Here is a 24,297-nt window from a genome sequence, read left to right as displayed (position 1 = left end):
GGGAGGGATTCTCTGGCGATGGATTTTGGTGGAGGCGACGAAATTCGCTTCGAACGCTTGGGCAGGGCCGGTGTCGTCACGCTGACTCGGCCGCAGGCGCTCAATGCCGTTACCCATCGCATGGTCCAGGCGCTGGACAAGGCCTTGCATGCCTGGGAGCGCGACGACGGCGTCGAGGTCGTCCTCGTCAAGGCCGAGGGCAGGGCGTTTTCGGCCGGAGGCGACATCCTGCACATCTATGAGGCCGGCCGGGCCGGGAAGCCGCCGGTCGAGTTCTTCGCCGACGAGTATCGGCTGAACGCCCGCATCAACAGCTTCAAGAAACCCTATGTGGCACTCATCGACGGCATCGTCATGGGTGGCGGCGTCGGCATTTCCTTTCACGGTTCGCATCGGGTGATGACCGAGAACGCCCAGTTCGCCATGCCGGAGGTCGGCATCGGCTTTTTCCCGGACGTCGGCGCCAGCCATTTGCTGCCGGACCTGGGCGGTTGTTTCGGCATGTATCTGGCCCTGACCGGCAACCGCATCCGCTATGGCGACGCGCTGTGGTCGGGACTGGCCACCCACACCATCAAGGCCGAAGATCAGGCGAGCTTCCTCGACCGGCTGATGCTGACCGGCGATCCGGAATCAGTGCTGCGCGGTTTCTTTGTCCAGGCGAGGCGGGAGAGCGACAGGCCGACATTGGAGGCGATCTCGCGCCATTTTAACCAGCCGTCGCTGCAGGATGTCGTCGACAGCCTGGACCGTGCGGCGGGCACCGACGAATTCGCGGCAAAGACGCTTGCGACGATGCGCACGCGCTCGCCGACCAGCCTTCGCGTCGCCTGGCGTCAGATCAGTGCCGGGCTGACGCTGTCGATGGACGATTGCATGAAGATGGAGTTCCGCATCCTCAACCGCATGCTTGCCGGCCACGATTTCTATGAAGGCATCCGCGCCGCCATCATTGACAAGGGGTCGAAGCCGCAATGGCGCCCGGCAAGCCTCGATGCGGTCGCGGAGGCGGATGTCGAGGCCTATTTCGCCCCGCTCGGTGAACGGGAACTCGAGGCATGAGCGAGGTGACTTCGAGACGCGTCGTGCTGCAGCCCTCGACGGTCGAGGTGATCTTCGCCTGGTTCCAGCGCGTCATCGCGGGCTACTGCCTGTTGTTCGGCATCCTGTACTGGATCAAGCTGATCGGCTTCTACCCGGGCTCGCTATGGCGCTTCGACCTGATGCCGGTCCACTGGCAGGTGGCGGCGGTGATGCTCGCCGTGTTCTTTCCCTTTGCCGCGGCGGGGCTCTGGATGCTGGCCTCTTGGGGGCCGGTGATCTGGTTCATTTGCGCGGTCACCGAGACCGTCATGTATGCCGGCTTTCCCGAGCTTTTTGGCCACAGGCCACTCATCGTCGTCTCGCACGCGGCCGTAGCGCTGCTCTACATCGTCTTTCGCGTCGTCATCTGGCTGCAGAAACGCCCCGTGCGGCACTAAGCCTTTGAGGGCGTTGGCGACTTGGCCAACCCCAGATCCGAGCCCCGCTATATCTGCCTAAGCCTTTAGGTTAATTATCCTTACTCGGGTGACCGTTCGTTAAGCCTCTTTCGAAACCACTTACCGGTAAGCTCTTGTTAGCCCTAGCGTTTAAGTCGAATTTTATGAGTATTCGATAGTGTCGCGATCAAGGTGAAAAACAAAAAATCACCAGGGCGACAAACGAGAGGCAAAGACAATGATCAATTCGCGTCCGGCGGCGAAGACCGCCAACGTTTCCGACGATCGCCGCGAGGCTATCCGTTCGCTGTACATGGAATCGCTGCAGCTCGTCGAGCGACTGCACCGCCGCCTGCTTGATGTGATCAAGGACGAATTCGACCGCAACGGCCGTTCCGACATCAATGCCATCCAGGCGCTGCTGCTCTTCAACATCGGCAATTCCGAGCTGACCGCCGGCGAGCTGCGCTCGCGTGGCTACTATCTCGGCTCGAACGTGTCCTACAATCTGAAGAAGCTGGTCGATCTCGGCTTCATCAACCACCAGCGCTCGCGCATCGACCGTCGTTCGGTCCGCGTCTCGCTGACGCCGAAGGGCAACGAGGTGGCGGACGTCGTCGCCGGTCTCTATGAGCGCCATGTCGGCTCGATCGAACAGGTCGGCGGCATCAACACCGACGAGTTCAAGCAGATGAACCGCGCCTTGCAGCGGCTCGACCGCTTCTGGAACGACACGATCGCCTACCGGATGTAAGCCCATCCGCATCGGATATGGCCCGCGCCACAGAAGCGCGGCCGACATAGCGACCTCCAGTCAGGGCCGGTGCCGAAAAGCACCGGTCTTTTTCTTTTCGGAGTGCCGGGCGCTCCGAATCGGGCGCAAGGCCACGTTGCCGCCATATTCCAATGGAACCGAGGGTGGCAGTGATGCTGTCGTGAAGACCATGCGTCTACCCGCAACCGTATCGCGCCTCGTGCGTTTCTTGCCAGCGTGATACGGGCCATGGTTGGCTAATTGTTAAGATTGCCAATTTTAGAGTGCGGGTGAGATCGCCCGAGATCAATGCAGCGAGTGATCGAACCGCTACCTATGTCTGGAACGTCCATGAGAACCAGCCGCCGTTTTTTCCTTTCCGGAGCCTCCGCCCTCGCTGCCGCCGTCGTGGCCGGCCGTGCGAATGCGCAGGATGTAATCGGGGATATCCTGAAATCTTCGGCGCGTGGCAATTGGGACGACCAGTTCGACGCCCGCGCCAGCGAAGGCGGCAAGGTGGCCTCGACGCTGCCGATCTTCAGCCCACAGACCGTTGCGTTCACGGAACAGGCGGTGGCGCAGTATCAGAACATCGTCGGCCAGGGCGGCTGGGTAGAGGTTCCGGCGACGAAGAAACTGCAGCTCGGTGTCGATGATCCCGATGTCGTACCGCTGCGCAAGCGCCTGATGGTTGCGGGTGACCTGTCGCAGAGCGCCGGCATTTCGACGGCCTTCGATTCCTATGTCGACTCGGCGGTCAAGCGCTTCCAGCTGCGTCACGGCCTGCCCGCCGACGGCTCGATGGGCAAATACACTTATGCGGCGATGAACGTTTCGGCGCAGGTTCGGCTCGGCCAGCTGCAGACCAATCTGCAGCGGCTGAAGGAAAAGGCCGGCACACTGGGCAGCCGCTATGTGCTGGTCGACATTCCGGCGGCGCAGGTCGAAGCGGTCGAGAACGATCGCGTCGTGCTTCGCCACACGGCAATCGTCGGCAAGATCGATCGCCAGACGCCGATCGTCAATTCCAAGATCAACGAGATCATCGTCAACCCATACTGGAACGCGCCGGTCTCGATCGTACGCAAGGACATCATTCCGCTAATGCGGAAAGACCCCGACTATCTGAAGAACAGCCATATCCGCCTGTTCGCGCCGGATGGCAGCGAAGTCGATCCGATGAATGTCGACTGGTCGACCGATGATGCCGCCAAGTACCGGTTCCGCCAGGATCCCGGTTCGGAAAACGCCATGGCGTCGGTCAAGATCAACTTCCCGAGCCCGGACGGCGTCTATATGCACGACACGCCGCAGCAGAGCCTGTTCGGCAAGATGATGCGCTTCGATTCCTCGGGATGCGTGCGCGTCCAGAACGTGCGCGATCTCGTCACCTGGATCCTGCGCGACACGCCCGGCTGGGACCGCCAGCATTTCGAGGCGGCGATCAAGACCGGCCAGAACACGCCGATCCAGGTCACCAACCCGGTGCCGGTACATTTTCTCTATCTGTCGGCATGGTCGACCGGACCTGGCGTCGTCCAGTTCCGCGACGACGTCTACGCGCTCGACGGCGCCAGCGAATTGCAGATCACGTCTTCGCTCTAAATATCTGACAATTTTGATAAAAGGCCGCCTTCGAGGCGGCCTTTTTGGTTGTTGGGATCACAAGCATTAAGCAAAATCCACGATGCGGGTTGTTAGCCGCCGTGATCGAAATTTCGAGTATCAATTCAGAAATTCAGGGCTGAAAGATGCGGTGGTACATAAAAATGTTCGCCCTTCTCTTGATGGGCGCTTTGGTTGCGCGTTTCACATTGTTTAGCGACGCGGAAGAGTTTCGCTCATTTAGTATTATGTTGAGGCGGCGCGGGACGCCAATAATAGGGATTTGGATGATGGTGACGATAGTGTCTATATTGCCAATTTCCGCCATGGAAAAAACAAAGCAAGAAAAGGCTATGATATTATTGAAGTGGACAAATTATGTGTTGGCGGCCCTCTTTTTAGGCGGGCTGTTCGCAGCGTTCAGGTTTGGTCTCTTAGCTTGACCTAAATCAGCCGCTGATTGACCAGCCTTGCCACCGCTTGCGCGCGGTTGACGGCACCGAGCTTGTGCCGGGCATTGTCGACATGGAAGCGCACCGTGGCTTCGGCAATGCCCAGGATGACCGAGATTTCCCAATCCGTCTTGCCTTCCGCGACCAGCGCCAGGCTGTCACGCTCGCGTTGTGTCAGCCGAACGGTGGCGGCGGGCGGTGGCGTCGTCAGGCTCATCAGCCGTTCCGTCAGCACGAGGCCGGCCATCTGGATGGCAAAGCTCTCGTCCGCCGTGAAGTCGCGCTCGTGGAAGCCGAGATGCAGCGAGGCTATCGCACCGTCTGCGCCATAGGAGGTGGAACACAGCGCATCATTGATCCCGGCCTCGCCGAGCGCCTCCCAATAGACGCCGAACTGGATGCGGTCGCGCGGAGCAAAGTCGGAGAAGCGGTAGCGCGTGCGGCTTTCGCGGATTGCGCCCAGCAGCGGATTGCACTCGAAGCAGACATAGTCGAATGCCGGGCTGCCCGGCCAGTTCGCCGGCGCCAGCCGCGTGATGAAACCGCCGGCCGCCCAATGGCTGGCCGAGGTCAACGTCGCCGACGGCCTCCAGTACAGGCGCGTCTGCAGGTAGGAAGCGCCGAAGCTTTGCATCGCCGCGAAATAAGCGGTGCTTGCGCCCGCGGCCGTTTCCGACGCCAGGGCCGGTTCGGCATGTGCCATGATCCGCGACAGCATCGATCGAACCCCCCGCTCGGCAGCCGTGATGCAGCGTGGCACAGCCGGGTATGACCCGCAAGGCTGCCGTTCGGTGAAAGCCGTCTGTCAACCTCGCGCTATCGGGAGGTTGATGCTGGACTATGCTCACGTATCCAGGGAGAGAGCGGCGCCGGCTTCCGGCATTCATACCCGAATGTTTGGCCGAATGGTGGACACTGGCGCTCCGCATATTCACGTCGACCGCGGGGGCCGGCGTGTGGCCGGCCACCTGGTGCCCCTAGGCAGCCTTGCGCTGACGCCAGGTGCCGGCCTTTTTCTGACATCGGCTTGATGCTCGTCTTGCGGTCTGCTGTCTCGGCCATCGCCGCGCCGGCGCGGTCTGGACGCGGGAGCGATGAATGCGCATGGTTCGCCAAACAGCCGGAATCGTGCCATGCAAGCCGCCATCTTCGTCCTCGTCGTGCTCGTATTCGTCGCTGTTTCCGGCGCGCTGGTGCGGCTGGTGCGGGTGCCGCTGCCAGTCCTGCAGATCGCCATAGGCGCCGCCCTTGCCTGGCCGGTGGGCGGCATCCATGTCGAGATCGATCCGGAACTGTTCCTCCTGGTGTTCATTCCACCGCTGCTGTTCAGCGATGCTTTTGGCGCGCCGAAGCGCGAACTGACGGCATTGCGTGGGCCGATCCTCGACCTTGCCATAGGCCTCGTCTTCTTCACCATCGTCGGCTTCGGCTATGCCTTGCACTGGCTGGTGCCGAGCATTCCGCTGGTCGTTGCCTTCGCCCTTGCCGCAGTGCTGTCGCCAACGGATGCGGTGGCCGTGTCGTCGATCGTCGACAGGAACGTCGTTCCGGCGCGGCTGATGCATATTCTGGAGGGCGAGTCGCTGCTCAACGACGCGTCTGGCCTGGTCATGTTCCGGTTTGCCGTCGCTGCGGCATTGACCGGCAGTTTTTCCTTCGCCGTCGCCTCGCTGAGTTTTCTTTATGCCGTGGCGGTTGGCATCCTGGCCGGCGTGGCGGCCTTGTTCGTCGCCGCCAAGGCGCTGCAACTCTTGAACCGCATTGGCGGCGTGCCGGCCGAGACACAGGTACTGATCACCATTCTGCTTCCCTTCGTCGCCTATCTCGGCGCCGAGCACTTCGGCGCCTCGGGCATCCTGGCAGCGGTGACCGCCGGTCTCTTGACCGGGAGCACCGGCATATTCCGCTTCCTCGGCGTCTCCGCGCGCATGCAGACGATGTCCTTGTGGACGACGTTTTCGTTCGTCTTCAACGGCGCGCTGTTCATCGTGCTCGGCCTGCAGCTTCCCGAAATCATCCGAAAGGTGCCGCCCGAGCTATCCGGCCGTCATTGGCTTTTGGAGCCGATCCTGACGGTTCTGCTGCTGACCCTTTGCCTGATCGGGCTCCGCTTCGCCTGGATCTGGGTTGGCGATATCGCGGCAGGGGTCGCGGCGCGGCTCGGCAAGCGGGAGGCCGAACCGTTCGGCCTGCGCGTTCGGCTTGCCGGATCGGTGGCCGGCGTGCGCGGCGCCATAACGCTGGCCGGCATATTGTCGCTGCCGCTGGCGTTGCAGGACGGCTCGCCATTCCCCGCGCGCGACCTCGTCATCTTCCTCGCGGCCGGCGTCATCATCTGCTCCCTGGTGATCGCCAGCCTGGCGTTGCCGGTGATCGCGCGCGGTCTGGTCGAGCCCGGCGAAGACGCCGGCGATGCCGAGGAGCGCATGGCGCGTGTCGGCGCGGCTAAGGCGGCGATCGCCCGCCTCGAGAGCATTGCACAGACGGATGAGGAGGAGGGCGGTGTGCCGGGCGTCAGGCTCGCCGCCGCCAACGGCATCGTCGCGGCCTATCAGCGGCGCATCGCGGCGTCCGACGAGGCCGACGAGGCGCGCGCCGAGGTACGCGAGGCGGGCAGGCTGGAGATCGACCTGAGGCTGGCCGGCATCGCCGCCGAGCGCGACGCCTTGCGCACCATGCTTCGCCGCGGCGAGATCAACGACCACACGGCGCGGACGCTGTTTACCGAGATCACCCTCACGGAGGCCCTTTTGAATGGCAGGCAGACGCAGAAATAGGATTGGCGATGCCCCAGGGGCTGCGGATTTGCCGGCTCTGCCGCAAACCGGCCAGCAAATTTCGCGCTGCAAACGTGGCGGGTCGAAAACAACTGTGTTAATGGCGCGGCAATGCGTGTCGCCCAAAAGCGTGCAGCGGTTTTGGGGCGACGATATGCATAAACAAATTGCCCCCGAACCGGAGGATTTCAGGCCATGGCAACAGCAGCGGCAGCGTCGAACAAATTCGAATCTTTTTTCGAAACAACGCTGGAAGACGCCGATCCGGAGATTTTCGGCGCCATCCGCAACGAACTCGGTCGCCAGCGCCACGAGATCGAACTGATCGCATCCGAAAACATCGTTTCCCGCGCCGTTCTGGAGGCGCAGGGCTCGATCATGACCAACAAATACGCCGAGGGCTATCCGGGCAAGCGCTACTATGGCGGCTGCCAGTTCGTCGACGTAGCCGAGGACCTCGCCATCGAGCGGGCGAAGAAACTGTTCGGCTGCAACTTCGCCAATGTCCAGCCGAACTCGGGCAGCCAGATGAACCAGGCGGTGTTCCTGGCGCTGCTGCAGCCCGGCGACACCTTCATGGGCCTCGACCTCAATTCCGGTGGCCATCTCACTCATGGCTCGCCGGTCAACATGAGTGGCAAGTGGTTCAAGGTCGTCTCCTATGGCGTGCGCAAGGAAGATCACCTGCTCGACATGGATGCCATCGAGAAGACCGCGCACGAGACCAAGCCGAAGCTGATCCTGGCTGGCGGCACCGCCTATTCACGCATCTGGGATTGGAAGCGTTTTCGCGAGATCGCGGACGCCGTCGGCGCCTATCTGATGGTCGACATGGCCCACATTGCCGGCCTCGTCGCCGGCGGCGTGCATCCTTCGCCGCTGCCGCACGCCCATGTGGTGACGACGACCACGCACAAATCGCTGCGTGGCCCGCGCGGCGGCATGATCCTGTGTAACGACGAGGACATTGCCAAGAAGATGAACTCGGCAGTGTTCCCCGGCCTGCAGGGTGGTCCGCTGATGCATGTCATCGCAGCCAAGGCGGTCGCCTTCGGCGAGGCGCTGAAGCCGAGCTTCAAGGTCTATGCCGAGAGCGTGGCCGCCAACGCCAAGGCGCTGGCTTCCAGCCTCAAGGAGACGGGTCTCGACATCGTCTCCGGCGGCACCGACAACCACCTGATGCTGGTCGATCTCAGACCCAAGAACGCCACCGGCAAGCGAGCCGAGGCAGCCCTTGGCCGCGCCAACATCACCTGCAACAAGAACGGCATTCCCTTCGACCCGGAAAAGCCTTTCGTCACCTCGGGCGTGCGCCTCGGCACGCCGGCCGGCACCACTCGCGGCTTCGGCCAGGCCGAATTCCGCGAGATCGGCAAACTGATCGCCGAAGTGCTGGATGGTCTCAAAGTCGCCAATTCGGACGAGGGCAATGCGGCGGTCGAAGCCGCGGTCAAGGCCAAGGTCGTGGCGCTGACCGATCGTTTTCCGCTCTATCCTTATCTCGGTTGATCGTCCTTATCTCGATTGACCAGGCGCCAGGCGTCATCTCTTATTCGCCGGCGGTGCGTCACCCCTGATCGGGTGACGCATGGAACCGGAGACTTGAAGATGCGCGAATTTCGTCTCGCCACACTCGGCGCTGTCGGCTGGCTGGCCTTTTGCGGGTCCGCCTTGGCGCAGACGCAGCCCAGCCCGGAGACGCCTGCCACCAGCACTTTCGGCAAATGGACAACCATCGTCGATGTGCTCGACATCGGCCAGGACGCGAGCAAGACCTGTGCGGCTTCGACGGCGTTCTTCGACGCGAGCGGCAATTCGGGCACGCTGACCTTGTCGATCTCGACCGGCGATGCACTGCCGCCCGATGCCTATCCGGCCATCATGCTCACCGTCGACAACAAGGAACTGCCGACCGGCAAGAAGATCGCGGCTACGTTCGGTGATCCCGGCGTCAAGGTTTCGGCGACGGTCGATTCCAACGATGCCGTCATCGGTCGCCCGAGCTGGACGGTCGACAACCAGCCCAAAACCAGTCTCGCGCTGTTGCGTGCCATGCGCCAGGTCATCTCGCTCGATGTGACTTTCGGCAAGCAGGCCGTCGCCAGCATTCCGATGGACGGCTTCACCAAGGCCTACCGCAACCTCGGAACGTCTTGCGGCTTCCCGACCAAGGACGTCGCGCCGTGACGATGGCCGCCGGGTCGGAGTAAGGGACTGCGGATGGACATTGTCTGGAAGGGTATGCTCGGCGGGCTGGTCACGGCGCTGATCGTCTGGCTGTCCAAGCGCGGCAATGTGCTGCCCGGAATTCTGCCGCTGGCGCCGACTTTCGCGGTCATTGCACTGCTCGCGGTCGGTGCCAAGGGCAATCCTGCCGGCTTCCGCGAAGCCTGCCTTGCCGGGTTCAAGACAATTCCGGCCTATCTTGCTTTCCTCGGCGCCTGCTGGTTGTTTATCGACACGGTCGACTATCGACTGGCCGTCGCTGGCGGCATCGCAGTCTGGCTGGTCGCCGCTCTCGCAATTTTCCTCGCGCCTCGCTATCTCTGAGGGCGTCGGAGGACGGAACCGCTTCAATCCACATCGGAAAGGCTCTAAGCCTTTCGCCTCATCAGATTCGCGAACCCAAGGCTCTCCATGCGCTGTCCCTATTGCCAGTCCGAAGATACGCAGGTGAAGGATTCGCGCCCCGCCGAGGATGGCGCGGCGATCCGCAGGCGGCGTGTCTGCCCCGATTGCGGCGGCCGTTTCACCACATTCGAGCGCGTCCAACTGCGTGATCTGGTCGTGGTCAAGAAGTCGGGCCGGAAAGTGCCGTTCGACCGCGACAAGCTGTTGCGCTCGGTGGAGATCGCGGTGCGCAAGCGCAATGTCGATCCCGAGCGTATCGACCGCGCGGTGACCGGTATCGTGCGCCAGCTCGAGAGCTCCGGCGAGACGGAAGTGGCCTCCGGCGAGGTCGGCCGGCTGGTCATGGAAGCACTGAAATCGCTCGACGATGTCGCCTATGTCCGTTTCGCCTCTGTCTACCGCAATTTCCGCGAGGCCAAGGATTTCCATGAGTTGCTGGGCGAACTGAAGGGCGACGAAGACAAGAGTGAAGAGGAAGCCGGCTGAGCATGGCAGCATCGCAATTGAGCGAGGCCGAACAAGCGGCCCTTGACCGCCGTTTCATGGCCGCCGCACTGCGGCTTTCGCGCAGGAATGCCGGCCGCACCTCGACCAATCCATCCGTCGGCACGATCATCGTGCGCGACGACGGCGCCGGGCCGATGATCGTCGGCACCGGCGTCACCGCGATTGGCGGCCGGCCGCATGCCGAAACCGAAGCGCTGGGCGAGGCCGGTGAACTCGCGCGTGGCGCTACCGCCTACGTCACTTTGGAGCCCTGCGCGCATCACGGCCGCACCCCGCCTTGCGCCAACGCGCTGGTCAGTGCCGGCATAGCGCGCGTCGTCGGGGCCGCCAGCGATCCCGATACGCGCGTCTCCGGCAAGGGCTACGCCATCCTGCGCGCCGCCGGCATTGAAGTGGTAGAGAAGGTGCTGGCCACGGAAGCCGCCGAACAGATGGCGGGCTATTTGATTCGATCCTTGCGAAAACGTCCGGAAGTGACGCTGAAGCTTGCGCTTTCGTGCGACGGCAAGATCGGCAGGAGAGGTGCCGGTCAGGTCGCGATCACCGGCGAGATCGCACGCCGCGATGTCTATCTGATGCGTGCGGAGTCGGACGCCATCCTGATCGGCATCGGCACGGCACTGGAAGACGACCCGGCGCTCACCGTGCGTTTGCCGGGGCTGGAAAACCGTTCGCCGGCGCGCATCATCCTCGATCGCCAGATCCGGCTCCCGGAAGCCTCGAAGCTGGTTTCCGGTGTCGACCGCGTGCCGCTCTATGTCGCGGCCTGTCTCGAAGCTGATCCGCATCGTCGCGCCGCACTCGAACGCGCCGGCGTACGCTTCATCGGCACTGAAACCCATGACGGCGTCGTCGCCTTGCCGGAACTGCTCGAAGACCTGGCGGCGCTTGGCATGGCAAGTGTGCTGGTCGAGGGCGGCGCCCAGGTCGCCAAGGCGTTCCTGGACGAGGACCTCGTCGACCGCATCGTCCTGTTCCAAGGGCCGGAGGCGATTGGCGAGGACGGCGTTGCATCGCCGGTCGATGCCGACCATATCCCGGCAGGCTTCCGCAAACTGCGCGAGATGCGCTTCGGCGAAGACAGTTACGCCGAATGGGTAAGAGACCTCTAGAGCCGGATGATTTCAGGTCGAGTCGACTTGAAATCTGAATCCGGCTCTCAATCAAAGAGAGCATCAGCATCGATGTTTACCGGAATTGTCACCGATATCGGCACCGTCGCCGCCGTTAAACCGCTCAGCGAAGGCGTCGGCTTGCGCATCGATACCGCCTATGACCCCGAAACCATCGCCATCGGCGCCTCGATCTCCTGCGGTGGCGTCTGCCTGACAGTCACGGCTTTGCCCGACCATGGCTCGAACGCACGCTGGTTCGAGGTCGAGGCTTGGGAGGAAGCCTTGCGGCTGACCACGGCCTCGAGCTGGAAATCCGGCAGCAAGGTCAATCTCGAACGGGCGCTGAAGATCGGCGACGAACTCGGCGGTCACATCGTGTCGGGCCATGTCGACGGCACCGCCGAAATCGTCGAGCGCAAGGACGAGGGCGACGCGGTGCGCTTCACGCTGGAGGCGCCGCGCCATCTGGCGAAATTCATCGCACCAAAGGGTTCCGTCGCGCTCGACGGCACCTCGCTCACCGTCAACAAGGTCGAGGGCACGCGCTTCGACGTGCTGCTGATCCATCATTCGTTGACCGTCACTACCTGGGGCGAGCGCAAGGCCGGCGACCGCGTCAATATCGAGATCGACACCATGGCCCGCTACGCAGCGCGGCTGGCGGAGGCGGCCAAAGAGGGGCTCTAATAGGTCTGCCGGAAGGGCTCGTCCGAGCCGTCTCGTGCGGCATGGCCAATCTTCCGCTTGCGATCAATCCGGCTTCGGCATAAGTCACCGGCAACCCCCCGGAGATTTTTATGGCAGGCACATCCCAACACGGCAAAGCCTTCATTCGTCCGAAGGCGAAGGCGCATCTGCTGATCGTCGAGGCACGCTTTCACGACGACCTTGCCGACGCGCTGCTCGACGGCGCGACAAACGCGCTCGATGAAGCGGGCGCGACCTACGATGTCGTTACGGTTCCAGGTTCGCTCGAGATTCCCGCGGTCATCACCTTCGCGCTGGACGGTGCCGCGGAAGGCGGCACCCACTATGACGGCTTCGTGGCGCTCGGCACCGTCGTTCGCGGCGACACCTACCATTTCGACATCGTCGCCAATGAATCCAGCCGCGCGCTCATGGACTTGTCCGTGCAGGACTCTGTCTGCATCGGCAACGGCATCCTGACCACCGAGAACGACGCGCAGGCATGGACGCGGGCCAAGCGCTCGGAAGGCGACAAGGGTGGCTTTGCCGCGCGCGCGGCGCTGACCATGATCGCGCTCAAGGAACAGCTGGGAGCGCGATCGTGAGCGAACCCGCTTCGCCCGGCCAGCCGGCAGTGCGCCACGCCAACAAGCGGGGTGCCGCCCGTCTTGCCGCCGTGCAGGCGCTCTATCAGATGGATGTGGCCGGCAGCGGCGTCTTCGAGATCACAGCGGAATACGAGGCGTTCCGTCTTGGCAAGGAAGTCGACGGCGCGCTCTATCGCGAAGCGGATGCCCAATGGTTCCGCGCCATCCTGACCGGCGTCGTCGAAAACCAGAAGACCATCGATCCGGTCATCCGTCAGGCGCTGACCGATGATTGGCCGCTGTCTCGGCTCGATTCGACACTGCGCGCCATCATGCGTGCCGGCGTCTATGAATTGATGAAGCGCGACGATGTGCCGGTGGCGGTGATCGTTTCGGAATATGTCGACATCGCCAAGGCTTTTTACGAGGAAGACGAGCCAAAGCTGGTCAATGCCGTGCTCGACCGCGTGTCACGCCGGGTGCGCGGCGAGGGGCGCGGCAAGGACGCATCGTGACGGCCATCGCCATCGAGACGGGCAGGGAAGCGCGGCGCACCGCGCTGATCCTCGCCGCCTCGCAGGCGATTATCGGCTCGGCGGCACCCATCGCCATCTCCATGGGCGCGCTGGCCGGCCAATACCTGCTCGGTGCCGACAAATCGCTGGCGACGGCGCCGATCACCGGCTTCAATCTCGGCGTGGCGCTCGGCGCGCTCCCGGCTGCGGCGATCGTCCGCAGGCTGGGCCAGCGCGACGGCTTCATGACCGGCACTGTCGTTACCGCACTTGGCGGGCTGGTCGCCACGCTGGCGCTTTTCCACGGCAGTTTCTGGCTGTTCGCTTTCGCGCTGCTGGTGATCGGCATCGGTGGCGCCTTCGTCCAGCAATTCCGCTTCGCCGCTGCCGATAACGCGCCGCCACAGTTCAAGGCGCGCGCCATCTCTTTCGTGTTGGCTGGGGGCATCGTCACCGCCATACTGGGGCCGCAGATCGTCATCTTCACCCGCGAACTGTTCGCGCCGGTGATGTTTGCCGGGTCGTTCGCCTCCATCTTGCCGTTGGCCGTGGTCGGCGCCGTCATCCTGTCATTCCTACGCCTGCCGGCTAAGTCGGCGGGCAAGGCCGAAATTGCCGACGGCGATGCCAGACCGCTGTCCGAAATCGTCACCAGGCCGCGCTTCGTTGCCGCGCTGTTTTGTGCTGTCGGCAGCTACGCGCTGATGAGCTTCGTCATGACCGGCGCGCCGCTGGCCATGGTCGGCTGCGGCCTGTCTGAGGACGATGCGACGCTCGGCATCTCCTGGCACGTCATGGCGATGTTCGCGCCGAGCTTCTTCACCGGTTCGCTGATCCATCGTTTCGGCGCCGAGCGCATCGTCGCCATCGGCTTGCTGCTGCTGATCGGCTGTGCCGCCGTTGCCCTGTCGGGCGTCGCGCTTTGGCACTTCTGGACGTCGCTGATCTTGCTCGGCCTTGGCTGGAATTTCGGCTTTATCGGCGCCACCTCCATGGTGGCGGCCAGCTACCGGCCGTCGGAAAAGGGCAAGGTGCAGGGTTTTCACGACTTCGTCCTGTTCGGCTCCGTCGCCTGCGCCTCGCTTCTGTCGGGCATGGTCTACAACGCCTGGGGCTGGGAAATGCTGAACTGGATGATCTTTCCGGTCACCGTCCTGTGCTTCGTGGCACTCGGCGCGCTGACGATGGCGAGGCCGCGTCAGGCCTGACGCCATCCGAACCGAAGACTGCCAAAGCTATGCGTCCGGCGGCAGAACCTGAAGCACCCGTGCTATGAACATGTGAAACTGAGCCATGTAGTTGCGCAGGAAGTCCTCGGTGGATTCGACCGTCACCTCGCCGTCGTCCGTGATCAGGCCCGGCGTAAACTGGATATAGGCCTCAGGCGCATTCATCTGGGGGGCGTTGCAGAAACTCAGAACGCTTCGCAGGCTTTGCTGCGCAATAGCTGTCCCGATAGAGCCCGGTGATGTTCCGATGACAGCGGACGGTTTGCGTGCGAATGAATTTTTGCCATAGGGGCGACTCGCCCAGTCGATCGCGTTCTTCAGTCCACCAGGGATTGAGCGGTTATACTCCGGGGTGACGAACAGCACGGCCTCAACGGAGGCGATCGCCTTCTTGAAAGCCTGGGCCACCGGTGGGAAATCGGAGTCATAGTCGTAGCTGTAGAGCGGCAAATCCTTGAAGGAAATTTCCGTCATTTCAAGTTCCGGCGGAGCAAGTTGAACGAGCGCTTTCGCGAGCTTGCGGTTGATGGAACCCCGGGCAAGACTGCCGATGAGATAACCGACCTTGTGTATGGCCATGATACGGTCTCCGTGTTTGCCGCCCGCACCCTCGCGGCATTATCCGCCGAATGGCTCCTGATCGCCAGCCTGCTATTTGGCACCGTGTCGGAACAAAAATATTGCGCCGATGCCCGTTCTTATGAAACCGTGTGCCCCGACTGGCCGTTGAAGCCATGCTCATATGCGGCCACCGCATTCCGGTTCATAGCAAGGGATTTTCACAATGTTTTCACTCAAGGTTTTGGCCAGCGCGGCATTGGCGTTGGCCGTCACGGCGGCTTCCGCCAGTGCTCAGGTGGTGGTCTCCTCCAAGATCGACACCGAGGGTGGTGTGCTCGGCAATATCATCCAGCTCGTTCTCAACGCCAACAACATCAAGACCACGGACCGCATCCAGCTCGGCGGCACGCCGGTGGTTCGCAAGGCGATCACCGCTGGCGAGATCGACATCTATCCCGAATACACCGGCAACGCCGCGTTCTTCTTCGAGAAGGCCGATGACCCTGTGTGGAAGGACGCCGCCAAGGCCTATGAGACGGCCAAGAAGCTCGACTACGACGCCAACAAGATCGTCTGGCTATCGCCGGCGCCGGCCAACAACACCTGGGCGATCGCGTTGCGCAAGGAAGTGACGGACGAGAACAAGCTCGTCACGCTGTCGGACTTCGGCAAATACGTCGCCGGCGGCGGCAAGGTGGTGCTCGCGGCTTCCGCCGAGTTCGTCAATTCGGCGGCAGCCCTTCCGGCCTTCCAGACCACTTATGGCTTCACGCTGAAGCCGGACCAGCTGATCACGCTCTCGGGCGGCGATACGGCGGCGACCATCGCCGCGGCGGCCAACCAGACCAGCGGCGCCAACGCCGCCATGGTCTACGGCACCGACGGCGGCATCGCGCCGTCCGGCCTGGTCGTGCTCGAGGACGACAAGGGCGTGCAGCCGGTCTACCAGCCGGCGCCGATCATCCGCGAATCCGTGCTCAAGGAACACCCCGAAATCGAGACGCTGCTGAAGCCGGTCTTCGCCAAGCTCGATCTCGTCACGCTGCAGGAACTGAACGGCCGCGTCCAGGTCGGCGGCGAGCCGGTCAAGGGCGTCGCCGAAGACTTCTTGAAGAAGAACGGCTTTCTGAAGTAGGGCGATTCCGGCGTGCCGCATACGTGGCGCGCCGGGAAGACCGACGGGGGAGGGCGTGAATATCCGCTTCGACAAGCTTGGCGTGGTCATTGCCGCGATCGCGGCCTATGCGGCGTTCCTCGCGCCTTTCGCCACCTTCCGCGCCAACCGCATCGTTCCGGGCCAGGCGCGCTCGATTCTCGAAGCGTTGCCGGCAACGACAGGAACACTGCTGCTTGCCATCATCGTCGTCGCCGCGCTGGTAGCGCTGTTCAAGACACCGCTCGTGCTGCGCCTTGCCGCCAGCGTCGTGGCGCTGGTCGCGCTCGCACTGCTCGTCGGCGCCGCCGGCACATTCCTGACGCCGACCGGCAACACCTTTGCCAGGGTATCGCCGGCTTCCGGTTTCTGGATACTCATCTTTGCCTTCACGCTTTCGCTGGCGGACGTGCTGACGCGTCTGAGTTTGTCGCCATTTGCTCGTGTCGGCGTGCTGGTCGCCGCGGCCGTGGCCATAGGCCTGCTTTTGGTGTCGGGGGCCTGGAACGACCTCTCCATCCTCAAGGAATACGCCAACCGCGCCGACAGTTTCTGGGCCGAGGGCTCCAAGCACGTGACGCTGGCGCTAGGCTCGCTGGCCGCGGCGGTGATCGTCGGCCTGCCGCTGGGCATCCTCTGTCACCGGGTCGAACGGCTGCGGGCCGGCGTGCTCAACGTGCTCAACATCATCCAGACCATACCCTCGATCGCATTGTTTGGCTTGCTGATAGCGCCGCTCGGCTGGGTCGCCACCCATGTGCCGGGTGCTGCGGCGCTCGGCATTCGCGGCATCGGCACGGCGCCGGCGTTTGTCGCTTTGTTCCTCTATTCGCTGCTGCCGGTGGTGGCCAATACGGTTGTCGGTCTCGCCGGCGTGCCGCGTGCCGCCAACGACGCGGCGCGCGGCATGGGCATGACCGACCGCCAGCGCCTGTTCGGCGTCGAGTTTCCGCTGGCCTTTCCGGTGATCCTGACCGGCATCCGCATCGTCCTGGTGCAGAACATCGGGCTCGCCACCATTGCCGCGCTGATCGGCGGCGGCGGCTTCGGCGTGTTCGTCTTCCAGGGTGTTGGCCAGACGGCGATGGACCTCGTGCTGCTCGGTGCGGTTCCGACCGTGGCGTTGGCCTTCGCCGCGGCCATCATCCTCGACGCAGTGATCGAAATGACCGCCACCAAGCGCAGGGTTGAAACGGCATGATCGAGATCGAAGGCATTACCAAGCGCTACGACGCGACCGCTGTCGTCGACAACGTCTCGATGGTCATCGAGCCGCGCACGGTTTGCGTCATTGTCGGCACCTCCGGTTCCGGCAAGACGACGCTGCTGCGCATGATCAATCGGCTGGTCGAGCCGACATCAGGCATCATCAAGCTCGACGGTGCCGACAATCGCTCGGTGCCGGGTTACGAACTGCGCCGCAGCATCGGCTACGCCATCCAGGGGCACGGACTGTTCCCGCATCGCACCGTGGCGCAGAACATCGCCACCGTGCCGGTGCTGCTCGGTTGGGACAAGGACCGTATCAACGCCCGCGTCGATGAACTGATGACGCTCTACCAGCTCGATCCGCAGGCCTACGGTCCGCGCTATCCGCACGAACTGTCCGGTGGCCAGCAGCAGCGCGTCGGCGTGGCCCGTGCGCTCGCTGCCGAACCCAATGTGCTGTTGATGGACGAGCCGTTCGGCGCGCTCGACCCGATCATTCGCACCAAGGCGCAGGAGGATCTGCTGGCGATCCAGAAGCGCTTCGGCACCACCATCATCCTTGTCACCCATGACATGGAGGAAGCCGTGCATATGGGCGACAAGATCGCCGTCATGGATGCCGGCAAGCTCGTGCAATATGCCGAACCCGCCGAGATCCTGGCAAACCCCGCCAGCAGCTTTGTCGAGACTTTGGTCGGCGCCAGCGAAAGGCCGTTCAGGCTGCTGTCGCTCGGACGGGTGCGTGACGCGGTGGAGAACGGCACCGCCGAGGGCGACGCTCTCCCCGGCGACGCCAGCCAGCGTGACGCACTGGCCGAACTCCTGTGGTCGGGCCGGCCGGCGCTGCCGGTGAAAGGCGCCGACGGCAGACCGCTAGGCCGCGTCACGGTGGACGGGCTGGTCAAGCGCGCGGCGAGGCCGGCATGAAATCCTGGCTGCCGACGCTGCTGCGGCTTGCCCTGGTGGTGCTGCTCGTCGCTTTCCTCACCAATCCCGGTTGGTTCGAACCGCTTTTGAAGCCGCTGACCGAGAACAACGCGCCGGTGATCTACAATCAGGGCAGCCTGCTGACCCTGACGTTGCTGCATCTGCGCACCGTCCTGCTTGCCACCTTGGCCGCGACCATCGTTGCTGTCGCGCTCGCCATCCTGGTCACCAGGCCGGCCGGTGCCGAATTCCTGCCGCTGTCGCGCAGCCTGGTCAACATCGGCCAGACCTTTCCGCCGGTGGCGGTGCTGGCGCTCGCCGTCCCGGCTGTCGGATTCGGCGAAAAGCCGACGCTAATCGCCCTGTTTCTCTACGGCCTGCTGCCGATTTTCGAGAATGCGCTGACCGGGCTGACGACGCTGCCGGCCAACGTCGTCGAGGCGGCGCGCGGTGCCGGCATGACCGGCTGGCAAAGGTTGACGAAGGTCGAACTGCCGCTCAGCGCTCCGATCATCCTGGGCGGCATCAGGTTGTCGGTTGTCATCGGTCTTGCCACCGCCACCATCGGCTCCGCCGTTGCCGCCAAGACGCTGGGCGAGGTGATCATCGCCGGGCTCTTGTCCAACAATCTCGCCTTCATTCTGCAGGGTGGCCTGATCGTGGCGGCCCTTGCCGTTCTGATCTATGACGGATTGTCGGCGGTGGAGCGCTATGCGGCGCGGCGGATGGGACGCGAGGCCGAGTAGCTTTCGGAGAGCCCGGCGGTTTCTACACGGCGATTCCCACGTCATTTCAATCGATCTAAATCCAAGGCTTTCGCCGGCAGTACCATCACGGCCTCTGTCTTTTGGGCGAAAGCCGGGCAAAAACCGAACAATATCTTGACGTTCGTGGCCCTGTTTCGCATACACCGATGCGAAGAGGTGGATTCCGCGCGCGGATTCCGGTCTTTGTCTCAACGGCCCAGGGAGGGGTTCTTTTGGGCCAGCAATCGAGGAAAATTCGGCAATGACCATACTTTACGCCGTCATCGCCTGCGGCCTGCTTTCTGTCCTTTACGCGATCTGGGCGACACGTTCGGTCCTAGCGTCCGATCAGGGCAATGCACGCATGCAGGAAATCTCCGCCGCCATCCGCGAGGGCGCGCAAGCCTATCTGGCCCGCCAGTACACCACCATCGCCATCGTCGGCGTGGTCGTGCTCGTGCTCGCCTGGTGGCTGCTGTCCATCACCGCCGCGATCGGCTTCCTGATCGGCGCCGTGCTTTCGGGCGCCGCCGGTTTCATCGGCATGCATGTTTCGGTGCGGGCCAATGTGCGCACGGCACAGGCAGCCTCCAACAGCCTCGCCGCCGGTCTCGACATCGCCTTCAAGTCGGGCGCCATCACCGGCATGCTGGTTGCCGGCCTGGCGCTGCTCGGCGTCTCGATCTACTACCTCATCCTGACCGGCCCGATGGGCCTGCAGCCCAATGACCGTATCGTCATCGACTCGCTGGTCTCGCTCGGCTTCGGCGCCTCGCTGATCTCGATCTTTGCCCGTCTCGGCGGTGGCATCTTCACCAAGGGCGCCGACGTCGGCGGCGATCTGGTCGGCAAGGTCGAAGCCGGCATTCCCGAGGATGATCCGCGCAACCCGGCCACCATCGCCGACAATGTCGGCGACAATGTCGGCGACTGCGCCGGCATGGCCGCCGACCTGTTCGAGACCTACGCCGTTACCGTCGTCGCGACCATGGTCCTCGCCGCCATCTTCTTCGGCGGCACCGCCGTTCTCGGCGCCGCCATGCTCTATCCGCTGGCTATTTGTGGCGCCTGCATCCTGACATCGATCGTCGGTACCTTCTTCGTCAAGCTCGGCTCCAACGGTTCGATCATGGGCGCGCTCTACAAGGGCCTGATCGTCACCGGCCTGCTGTCGATCGTCGGTCTCGGCGTCGCCACCTCGGCAACGCTTGGCTGGGGTGAGGTTGGCACTGTCGCCGGCATGGTCATCACCGGCAAGAACCTGTTCATCTGCGGCCTCATCGGCCTCGTGGTGACGGGTTTGATCGTGGTGATCACCGAATACTACACCGGCACCAACAAGCGCCCGGTCAACTCGATCGCCCAGGCGTCGGTGACCGGCCACGGCACCAACGTCATCCAGGGCCTCGCTGTGTCGCTGGAATCGACGGCATTGCCAGCCATCGTCATCGTCGGCGGCATCATCGCTACCTACCAGCTCGGTGGCCTCTTCGGCACGGCGATCGCCGTCACCACCATGCTCGGCCTTGCCGGCATGATCGTGGCGCTCGACGCCTTCGGCCCGGTCACCGACAATGCCGGCGGCATTGCCGAAATGGCGGGCCTGCCCAAGGAAGTGCGCCACTCCACCGACGCGCTCGACGCGGTCGGCAACACCACGAAAGCCGTGACCAAGGGCTATGCCATCGGTTCGGCTGGTCTCGGCGCTCTGGTGCTGTTTGCCGCCTATTCGAACGACCTGAAGTTCTTTGCCGCCAATGGCGACAAATATCCCTACTTCCAGGGTATGGGCGAGATCTCCTTCGATCTCTCCAACCCCTACGTCGTCGCCGGTCTGATCTTCGGCGGCCTGATCCCATATCTGTTCGGCGGCATCGCCATGACAGCCGTCGGCCGCGCGGCGGGCGCCATCGTCGAGGAGGTGCGCAAGCAGTTCCGCGAAGATCCAGGCATCATGGCCGGGACGTCCAAGCCGAACTATGCGCGCGCGGTCGACCTTCTGACCAAGGCGGCGATCCGGGAGATGATCATCCCGTCGCTGCTGCCGGTGCTGGCGCCGTTCGTCGTCTATTTCGGCGTGCTGTTGATCTCGGGTTCGAAGGCCTCGGCCTTTGCCGCCCTCGGCGCCTCGTTGCTCGGCGTCATCGTCAACGGCCTGTTCGTCGCCATCTCGATGACCTCAGGCGGTGGCGCCTGGGACAATGCGAAAAAATCGTTCGAAGACGGCTTCACCGACAAGGATGGCGTCAAGCACCTCAAGGGGTCGGAGGCGCACAAGGCCTCGGTGACCGGCGATACGGTCGGCGATCCCTACAAGGACACCGCCGGTCCGGCGGTCAATCCGGCGATCAAGATCACCAACATCGTCGCGCTCCTGCTGCTGGCCGTACTCGCGCACGGCTGAGCGAGGGCGGTTGCTCGAAACAAAACCTGCGGGAGCGATCCCGCGGGTTTTTTGTTGGGCGGTGCCCCTTCAAATCCTTTCGGCGTCAGGCTGGTCGCCGCGCCTGCGATAGAGCGTGAGCATTTCGTCCAGGCCTGGTTCTCGCGCGGGCAGGGGCGGCAAGCCGCGTATCTCTCGCAACTTGGCGACAAAGGTGCCCCGCCCGTATTTACGGCGAAACTCCCTGGCTCGCGGATTGACGCCGCAGGCGGCGAGAAGCCTGCGTTTCAGATAGCTGGATTTTTTCAGGCGCCGCGGCGCCTCCGCCGAGGCGAGAATCTTCACGCGCAGATCATCCGGCATCTTCGTGCCTTTGACGAGTTCCTCTTGTTCCGTCGCCGTGTCTTCGGTGTAGCTGCCCTTGCGCGTGCCGGAAAAAAGGCTGAGCACGGTCAGGTGAGGCATCGTCGCGATCACGGCTCCCTTTCGCCACGCCCGAAAGAGCCAATCCTGCGAGCTTTCGCAGAAGCACTCGCGGGCGGGCCGCCAAGGGCCGAGCCAGTCCAGCGATGTGCGCCGGGCCATCTGTGCTGATCCATATCCAGCCGTGATGACAGGATCATAGAGACCGTCCTTGCCGACCCCGTAGATCAGGCTCTTGACGGGGTGGCCTTTGGCTGACGGAGGTTCGACGATAGCGCCTCGAGCGATCACGACATCGGCACGCGTCGCATCGATCCAGCCGGTCATTGCCGCGAGATGGTCTGGAAACCAGAGGTCGTCGTGGTTGAGCAAGGCGACGAACCGGCCGCGTGCCCTGGCAAAGCCGATATTGTTGGGGCCGGATTGCTCGCCGAAATTGACCGGCAGGTCGATGTAGGCGATGCGCGGCTCGCCAAATTCGGCGATGACCGCTGCCGTGTCGGGGCGACAGGCATCGCCAATCACCAGAATTTCAAAGTCCTGCAGGGTCTGGTCCAGCACGCTGCGTAGTGCTTGCCGCAAGGTGGCAGGCCGGTTGTGGGTTGCAATGACCACCGAGACGAGCGGCACGTTCTGCCCAGTTGCATCGGACTGGCCGGGTCGCTCCACGCTACACCAGTTTATAGGGGATGTGATCCGTGTCCGGCGGCAGGCGCCAATGGTCGGGCGCGTCGTACGCATAGGCCTTGTCAACAAGATTGAGCAGCAGGGCGATCTCAGGCCCGAGCGCCGTCACGCCATGCCACACGCCCGGCGGAATGACGATGATCGCCGGCCGTAAGGCACCGACGATCTTGTGCCAGACGGTGCCGAAGCTGGGCGAAGCCTTTCGGCCGTCATAGAGTGATATTCGCACACTGCCGACACAACAGAAAAGCCGATCATGCGTCACCTTGTGTGCATGCCAGCCGGTCACCGCACCCGGATACATCGTGCGCTGGAAGACCTGGCCGACGGGCAGTCGATCGAGATCCCACTCATCCCGGAAAACCTCGGTGAGATAGCCGTTGGACGTCGCGACCGGCCTGATTTCCTTGACCTTGACCCCGTCGATTGCCGGAGGATCGATGGCAAGCCAATCCGATGTTACAGTCTGCCGGTCAGGCATCCCCATTGCCATCCAGCCATCTGGTGCCACGCGTTCGCCAGTGCTCATTCTCAACCCCAAAGCCCGGGGATTTGATACGGACTTGCCCAATTGCTGGCAAGCCGCGCTTGCCTTGGCCAAACAAAAACCCGTGAGATTGCTCCCACGGGTTTTCGGTCGCCTGAGATGTTGCTGCTTTCCAGAAGGGGAAGCAGGGTCTGATGATCAGGGAGTGCCGCCGCCGGGAATGCCGGGCGCCAGCTTGCTGGCGCCGTTGATGATCTGGCTGAGGAAGTTCTGGTCCTTGCCGCCGGTCGGCGTGGTGCGCGAGATGAAGTCGAAAATCTTGCCGTCCTTCAAGCCGTAATTGGCGATCTGGGTGACGCGGCCATCGGCGCCGAAATAGACCGCGAGAACCTTCTGGTCGACCAGCCTGGGCTTGTCGAAGGCGACATAGCGCTTGCGCGTTTGCGAAATATAATAAAACGCCTCGTTGTCGAAAGTCGCCGTGGTCGACGGCGTGCCAAGCGCCAGCAGCACCTGCTCGCGGCTGGAGCCGACGGGCACGGAATCGACGGCTTGCTGGTCGTAGACATAGCCTTGAGTGAGTGTCTCGGTCGGACTGAGGTCGCCGAACATCTTGTTGGAATGACATGCCGAGAGCGCCGACACGACGAGCAACAGCGAGATCGCGCCAGCGGGCCTGGACGAGAAGGCAGACTTGAAATTCAGCGCGCGCAACAACAATTCTCCATTACATCGCCGCAACTTGCGCTGGGCCGCAAAACCGGTAAACCAGCTTGCTTGCCGATGCAACAAGGCCAATTCAACAAACGGTCCCCGGAGACCATCCCCATGTTCCAGCGCCTTTTTGGTCGCGAACGCCACGCCAACCGCGCCATCACCGACGCGCTGTACGCACAAATCGTGGCGGCGGCGCGGCAGACTGTGTTTTATTCCCACTGGAATGTTCCGGACACGCCGCTCGGCCGTTTCGAGATGCTTTCGCTACATATGTTCCTGTTTCAGCATCGCTTGCGCGGCGAAGACGGCGTGGCGCAGGAGGTCGCCCAGGTGCTGATCGACGAGTTCTTCCTCGACGTCGATCATTCCCTGCGGGAACTGGGCATTGGTGATGTCGGCGTGCCCAAGCGCATGAAGAAGCTGGCGAAGATGTTCTACGGGCGCACCGCCGCCTATGATGACGCGCTGGAAAGAGACGATCGCGATGGGCTGACCACGGCTCTAGCCCGCAATGTCCGGCCGGATGCCGGCACCTGGCCGGAGGCGCCGCAATTGGCCGACTACGTCGCCGATGCCAGCCGGCAGCTGGCCGCGCAGCCGACCGAATCAATTGTTGCCGGCACCGTGGCGTTTCCGCTCGCCAAAGAGGTCGATTGATGAGGAG

26 protein-coding genes are annotated in these 24,297 nt (G+C 63.2%); 21 read left to right on the top strand and 5 right to left on the bottom strand.

All coding sequences use genetic code 11. The annotated features are described in order from the left end of the window. Positions 1 to 18: 18 nt before the first annotated feature. From EB233_RS21755 to EB233_RS21735, 5 genes are all read left to right on the top strand, one after another. The gene (locus EB233_RS21755) at positions 19 to 1,062 is read left to right on the top strand and encodes an enoyl-CoA hydratase/isomerase family protein (protein ID WP_064991632.1); all 1,044 of its coding nucleotides are present in this window, start codon (positions 19 to 21) and stop codon (positions 1,060 to 1,062) included. Then, the gene (locus tag EB233_RS21750; protein WP_027051509.1) at positions 1,059 to 1,481 is read left to right on the top strand and encodes a DUF6163 family protein; all 423 of its coding nucleotides are present in this window, start codon (positions 1,059 to 1,061) and stop codon (positions 1,479 to 1,481) included. The genes EB233_RS21755 and EB233_RS21750 overlap by 4 nt, the downstream gene beginning before the upstream one ends. A gap of 238 nt (positions 1,482 to 1,719) precedes the next feature. After that, positions 1,720 to 2,235: a transcriptional regulator LdtR gene (gene ldtR, locus EB233_RS21745; RefSeq protein WP_013896002.1), complete on the top strand. Its 516-nt coding sequence runs from the start codon at positions 1,720 to 1,722 to the stop codon at positions 2,233 to 2,235. A gap of 351 nt (positions 2,236 to 2,586) precedes the next feature. Beyond that, positions 2,587 to 3,840: a L,D-transpeptidase family protein gene (locus EB233_RS21740; RefSeq protein WP_064991631.1), complete on the top strand. Its 1,254-nt coding sequence runs from the start codon at positions 2,587 to 2,589 to the stop codon at positions 3,838 to 3,840. Between the two features lie 164 nt (positions 3,841 to 4,004). Next, positions 4,005 to 4,283, top strand: coding sequence for a hypothetical protein (locus tag EB233_RS21735; RefSeq protein WP_155765439.1), 279 nt, complete (start codon positions 4,005 to 4,007; stop codon positions 4,281 to 4,283). A gap of 1 nt (position 4,284) precedes the next feature. Here EB233_RS21735 and EB233_RS32185 read toward each other — a convergent pair whose 3' ends face one another. Further along, complete coding sequence (locus EB233_RS32185) at positions 4,285 to 5,010, bottom strand: helix-turn-helix transcriptional regulator (RefSeq protein WP_064991629.1); 726 nt, start codon at positions 5,008 to 5,010, stop codon at positions 4,285 to 4,287. Between the two features lie 415 nt (positions 5,011 to 5,425). On the opposite strand from EB233_RS32185, the gene EB233_RS21725 reads away from it, so the two are divergent. The 10 genes from EB233_RS21725 (at position 5,426) to EB233_RS21680 (ending at position 14,319) form a co-directional block, all read left to right on the top strand. Continuing rightward, positions 5,426 to 7,069: a Na+/H+ antiporter gene (locus EB233_RS21725; RefSeq protein ID WP_064991681.1), complete on the top strand. Its 1,644-nt coding sequence runs from the start codon at positions 5,426 to 5,428 to the stop codon at positions 7,067 to 7,069. 195 nt (positions 7,070 to 7,264) lie between these two features. Then, on the top strand, positions 7,265 to 8,578 hold the full coding sequence (gene glyA, locus EB233_RS21720) for a serine hydroxymethyltransferase (protein ID WP_064991628.1): 1,314 nt from the start codon (positions 7,265 to 7,267) through the stop codon (positions 8,576 to 8,578). 99 nt (positions 8,579 to 8,677) lie between these two features. Continuing rightward, complete coding sequence (locus EB233_RS21715; RefSeq protein WP_171892250.1) at positions 8,678 to 9,256, top strand: invasion associated locus B family protein; 579 nt, start codon at positions 8,678 to 8,680, stop codon at positions 9,254 to 9,256. Between the two features lie 33 nt (positions 9,257 to 9,289). Then, the gene (locus EB233_RS21710) at positions 9,290 to 9,619 is read left to right on the top strand and encodes a GlpM family protein (RefSeq protein ID WP_064991626.1); all 330 of its coding nucleotides are present in this window, start codon (positions 9,290 to 9,292) and stop codon (positions 9,617 to 9,619) included. An 87-nt stretch (positions 9,620 to 9,706) separates the two neighbouring features. Continuing rightward, complete coding sequence (gene nrdR / locus EB233_RS21705; protein WP_013895995.1) at positions 9,707 to 10,186, top strand: transcriptional regulator NrdR; 480 nt, start codon at positions 9,707 to 9,709, stop codon at positions 10,184 to 10,186. A gap of 2 nt (positions 10,187 to 10,188) precedes the next feature. After that, on the top strand, positions 10,189 to 11,319 hold the full coding sequence (gene ribD, locus EB233_RS21700; protein ID WP_064991625.1) for a bifunctional diaminohydroxyphosphoribosylaminopyrimidine deaminase/5-amino-6-(5-phosphoribosylamino)uracil reductase RibD: 1,131 nt from the start codon (positions 10,189 to 10,191) through the stop codon (positions 11,317 to 11,319). 72 nt (positions 11,320 to 11,391) lie between these two features. Then, positions 11,392 to 12,009, top strand: a complete 618-nt coding sequence (locus tag EB233_RS21695) for a riboflavin synthase (RefSeq protein ID WP_064991624.1) — start codon at positions 11,392 to 11,394, stop codon at positions 12,007 to 12,009. 110 nt (positions 12,010 to 12,119) lie between these two features. Further along, positions 12,120 to 12,614: a 6,7-dimethyl-8-ribityllumazine synthase gene (gene ribH, locus EB233_RS21690; RefSeq protein ID WP_064991623.1), complete on the top strand. Its 495-nt coding sequence runs from the start codon at positions 12,120 to 12,122 to the stop codon at positions 12,612 to 12,614. Further along, entirely contained in the window at positions 12,611 to 13,111 is a 501-nt protein-coding gene (gene nusB / locus EB233_RS21685) for a transcription antitermination factor NusB (RefSeq protein ID WP_064991622.1), read from the top strand. The genes ribH and nusB overlap by 4 nt, the downstream gene beginning before the upstream one ends. Continuing rightward, positions 13,108 to 14,319 carry an MFS transporter gene (locus tag EB233_RS21680; protein ID WP_064991621.1) on the top strand — a complete coding sequence of 404 codons (1,212 nt, stop codon included), beginning with the start codon at positions 13,108 to 13,110 and terminating at the stop codon, positions 14,317 to 14,319. Before nusB ends, EB233_RS21680 begins: the two co-directional genes overlap by 4 nt. Positions 14,320 to 14,346: 27 nt before the next feature. Here EB233_RS21680 and EB233_RS21675 read toward each other — a convergent pair whose 3' ends face one another. After that, positions 14,347 to 14,919 (bottom strand): NADPH-dependent FMN reductase, encoded by a 573-nt coding sequence (locus tag EB233_RS21675; RefSeq protein WP_064991620.1) that lies wholly within the window; start codon positions 14,917 to 14,919, stop codon positions 14,347 to 14,349. A gap of 205 nt (positions 14,920 to 15,124) precedes the next feature. Here EB233_RS21675 and osmF point away from each other — a divergent pair, with 205 nt between their 5' ends. The 5 genes from osmF to EB233_RS21650 all read left to right on the top strand — a co-directional run bounded on the left by osmF (position 15,125) and on the right by EB233_RS21650 (position 21,340). Then, the gene (gene osmF, locus EB233_RS21670) at positions 15,125 to 16,036 is read left to right on the top strand and encodes a glycine betaine ABC transporter substrate-binding protein OsmF (protein ID WP_064991619.1); all 912 of its coding nucleotides are present in this window, start codon (positions 15,125 to 15,127) and stop codon (positions 16,034 to 16,036) included. 55 nt (positions 16,037 to 16,091) lie between these two features. After that, positions 16,092 to 17,255, top strand: coding sequence for an ABC transporter permease (locus tag EB233_RS21665; protein WP_064991618.1), 1,164 nt, complete (start codon positions 16,092 to 16,094; stop codon positions 17,253 to 17,255). Next, positions 17,252 to 18,190 carry an ABC transporter ATP-binding protein gene (locus EB233_RS21660; RefSeq protein ID WP_064991617.1) on the top strand — a complete coding sequence of 313 codons (939 nt, stop codon included), beginning with the start codon at positions 17,252 to 17,254 and terminating at the stop codon, positions 18,188 to 18,190. The genes EB233_RS21665 and EB233_RS21660 overlap by 4 nt, the downstream gene beginning before the upstream one ends. Next, on the top strand, positions 18,187 to 18,936 hold the full coding sequence (locus EB233_RS21655) for an ABC transporter permease (protein WP_064991616.1): 750 nt from the start codon (positions 18,187 to 18,189) through the stop codon (positions 18,934 to 18,936). Before EB233_RS21660 ends, EB233_RS21655 begins: the two co-directional genes overlap by 4 nt. A gap of 262 nt (positions 18,937 to 19,198) precedes the next feature. Further along, positions 19,199 to 21,340, top strand: coding sequence for a sodium-translocating pyrophosphatase (locus EB233_RS21650; protein WP_027051524.1), 2,142 nt, complete (start codon positions 19,199 to 19,201; stop codon positions 21,338 to 21,340). A 69-nt stretch (positions 21,341 to 21,409) separates the two neighbouring features. On the opposite strand, the gene EB233_RS21645 is transcribed toward EB233_RS21650, so the two are convergent. From EB233_RS21645 to EB233_RS21635, 3 genes are all read right to left on the bottom strand, one after another. Beyond that, positions 21,410 to 22,483: a glycosyltransferase family 2 protein gene (locus EB233_RS21645; RefSeq protein WP_244277803.1), complete on the bottom strand. Its 1,074-nt coding sequence runs from the start codon at positions 22,481 to 22,483 to the stop codon at positions 21,410 to 21,412. Beyond that, positions 22,413 to 23,030 carry a dTDP-4-dehydrorhamnose 3,5-epimerase family protein gene (locus EB233_RS21640; RefSeq protein ID WP_246298415.1) on the bottom strand — a complete coding sequence of 206 codons (618 nt, stop codon included), beginning with the start codon at positions 23,028 to 23,030 and terminating at the stop codon, positions 22,413 to 22,415. The genes EB233_RS21645 and EB233_RS21640 overlap by 71 nt, the downstream gene beginning before the upstream one ends. Positions 23,031 to 23,114: 84 nt before the next feature. Further along, a complete protein-coding gene (locus tag EB233_RS21635; protein WP_064991614.1) occupies positions 23,115 to 23,630 on the bottom strand; it encodes an outer membrane protein assembly factor BamE in 516 nt (171 codons plus the stop codon). A 114-nt stretch (positions 23,631 to 23,744) separates the two neighbouring features. On the opposite strand from EB233_RS21635, the gene EB233_RS21630 reads away from it, so the two are divergent. Continuing rightward, the gene (locus tag EB233_RS21630; RefSeq protein WP_064991613.1) at positions 23,745 to 24,290 is read left to right on the top strand and encodes a ubiquinol-cytochrome C chaperone family protein; all 546 of its coding nucleotides are present in this window, start codon (positions 23,745 to 23,747) and stop codon (positions 24,288 to 24,290) included. Positions 24,291 to 24,297 lie beyond the last annotated feature (7 nt).

This window comes from Mesorhizobium erdmanii, from assembly GCF_013170725.1.
Taxonomy (GTDB): domain Bacteria; phylum Pseudomonadota; class Alphaproteobacteria; order Rhizobiales; family Rhizobiaceae; genus Mesorhizobium; species Mesorhizobium erdmanii.
Note: the sequence above shows the minus strand (reverse complement) of the source record. Positions and strands in the feature narration are given on the sequence as shown.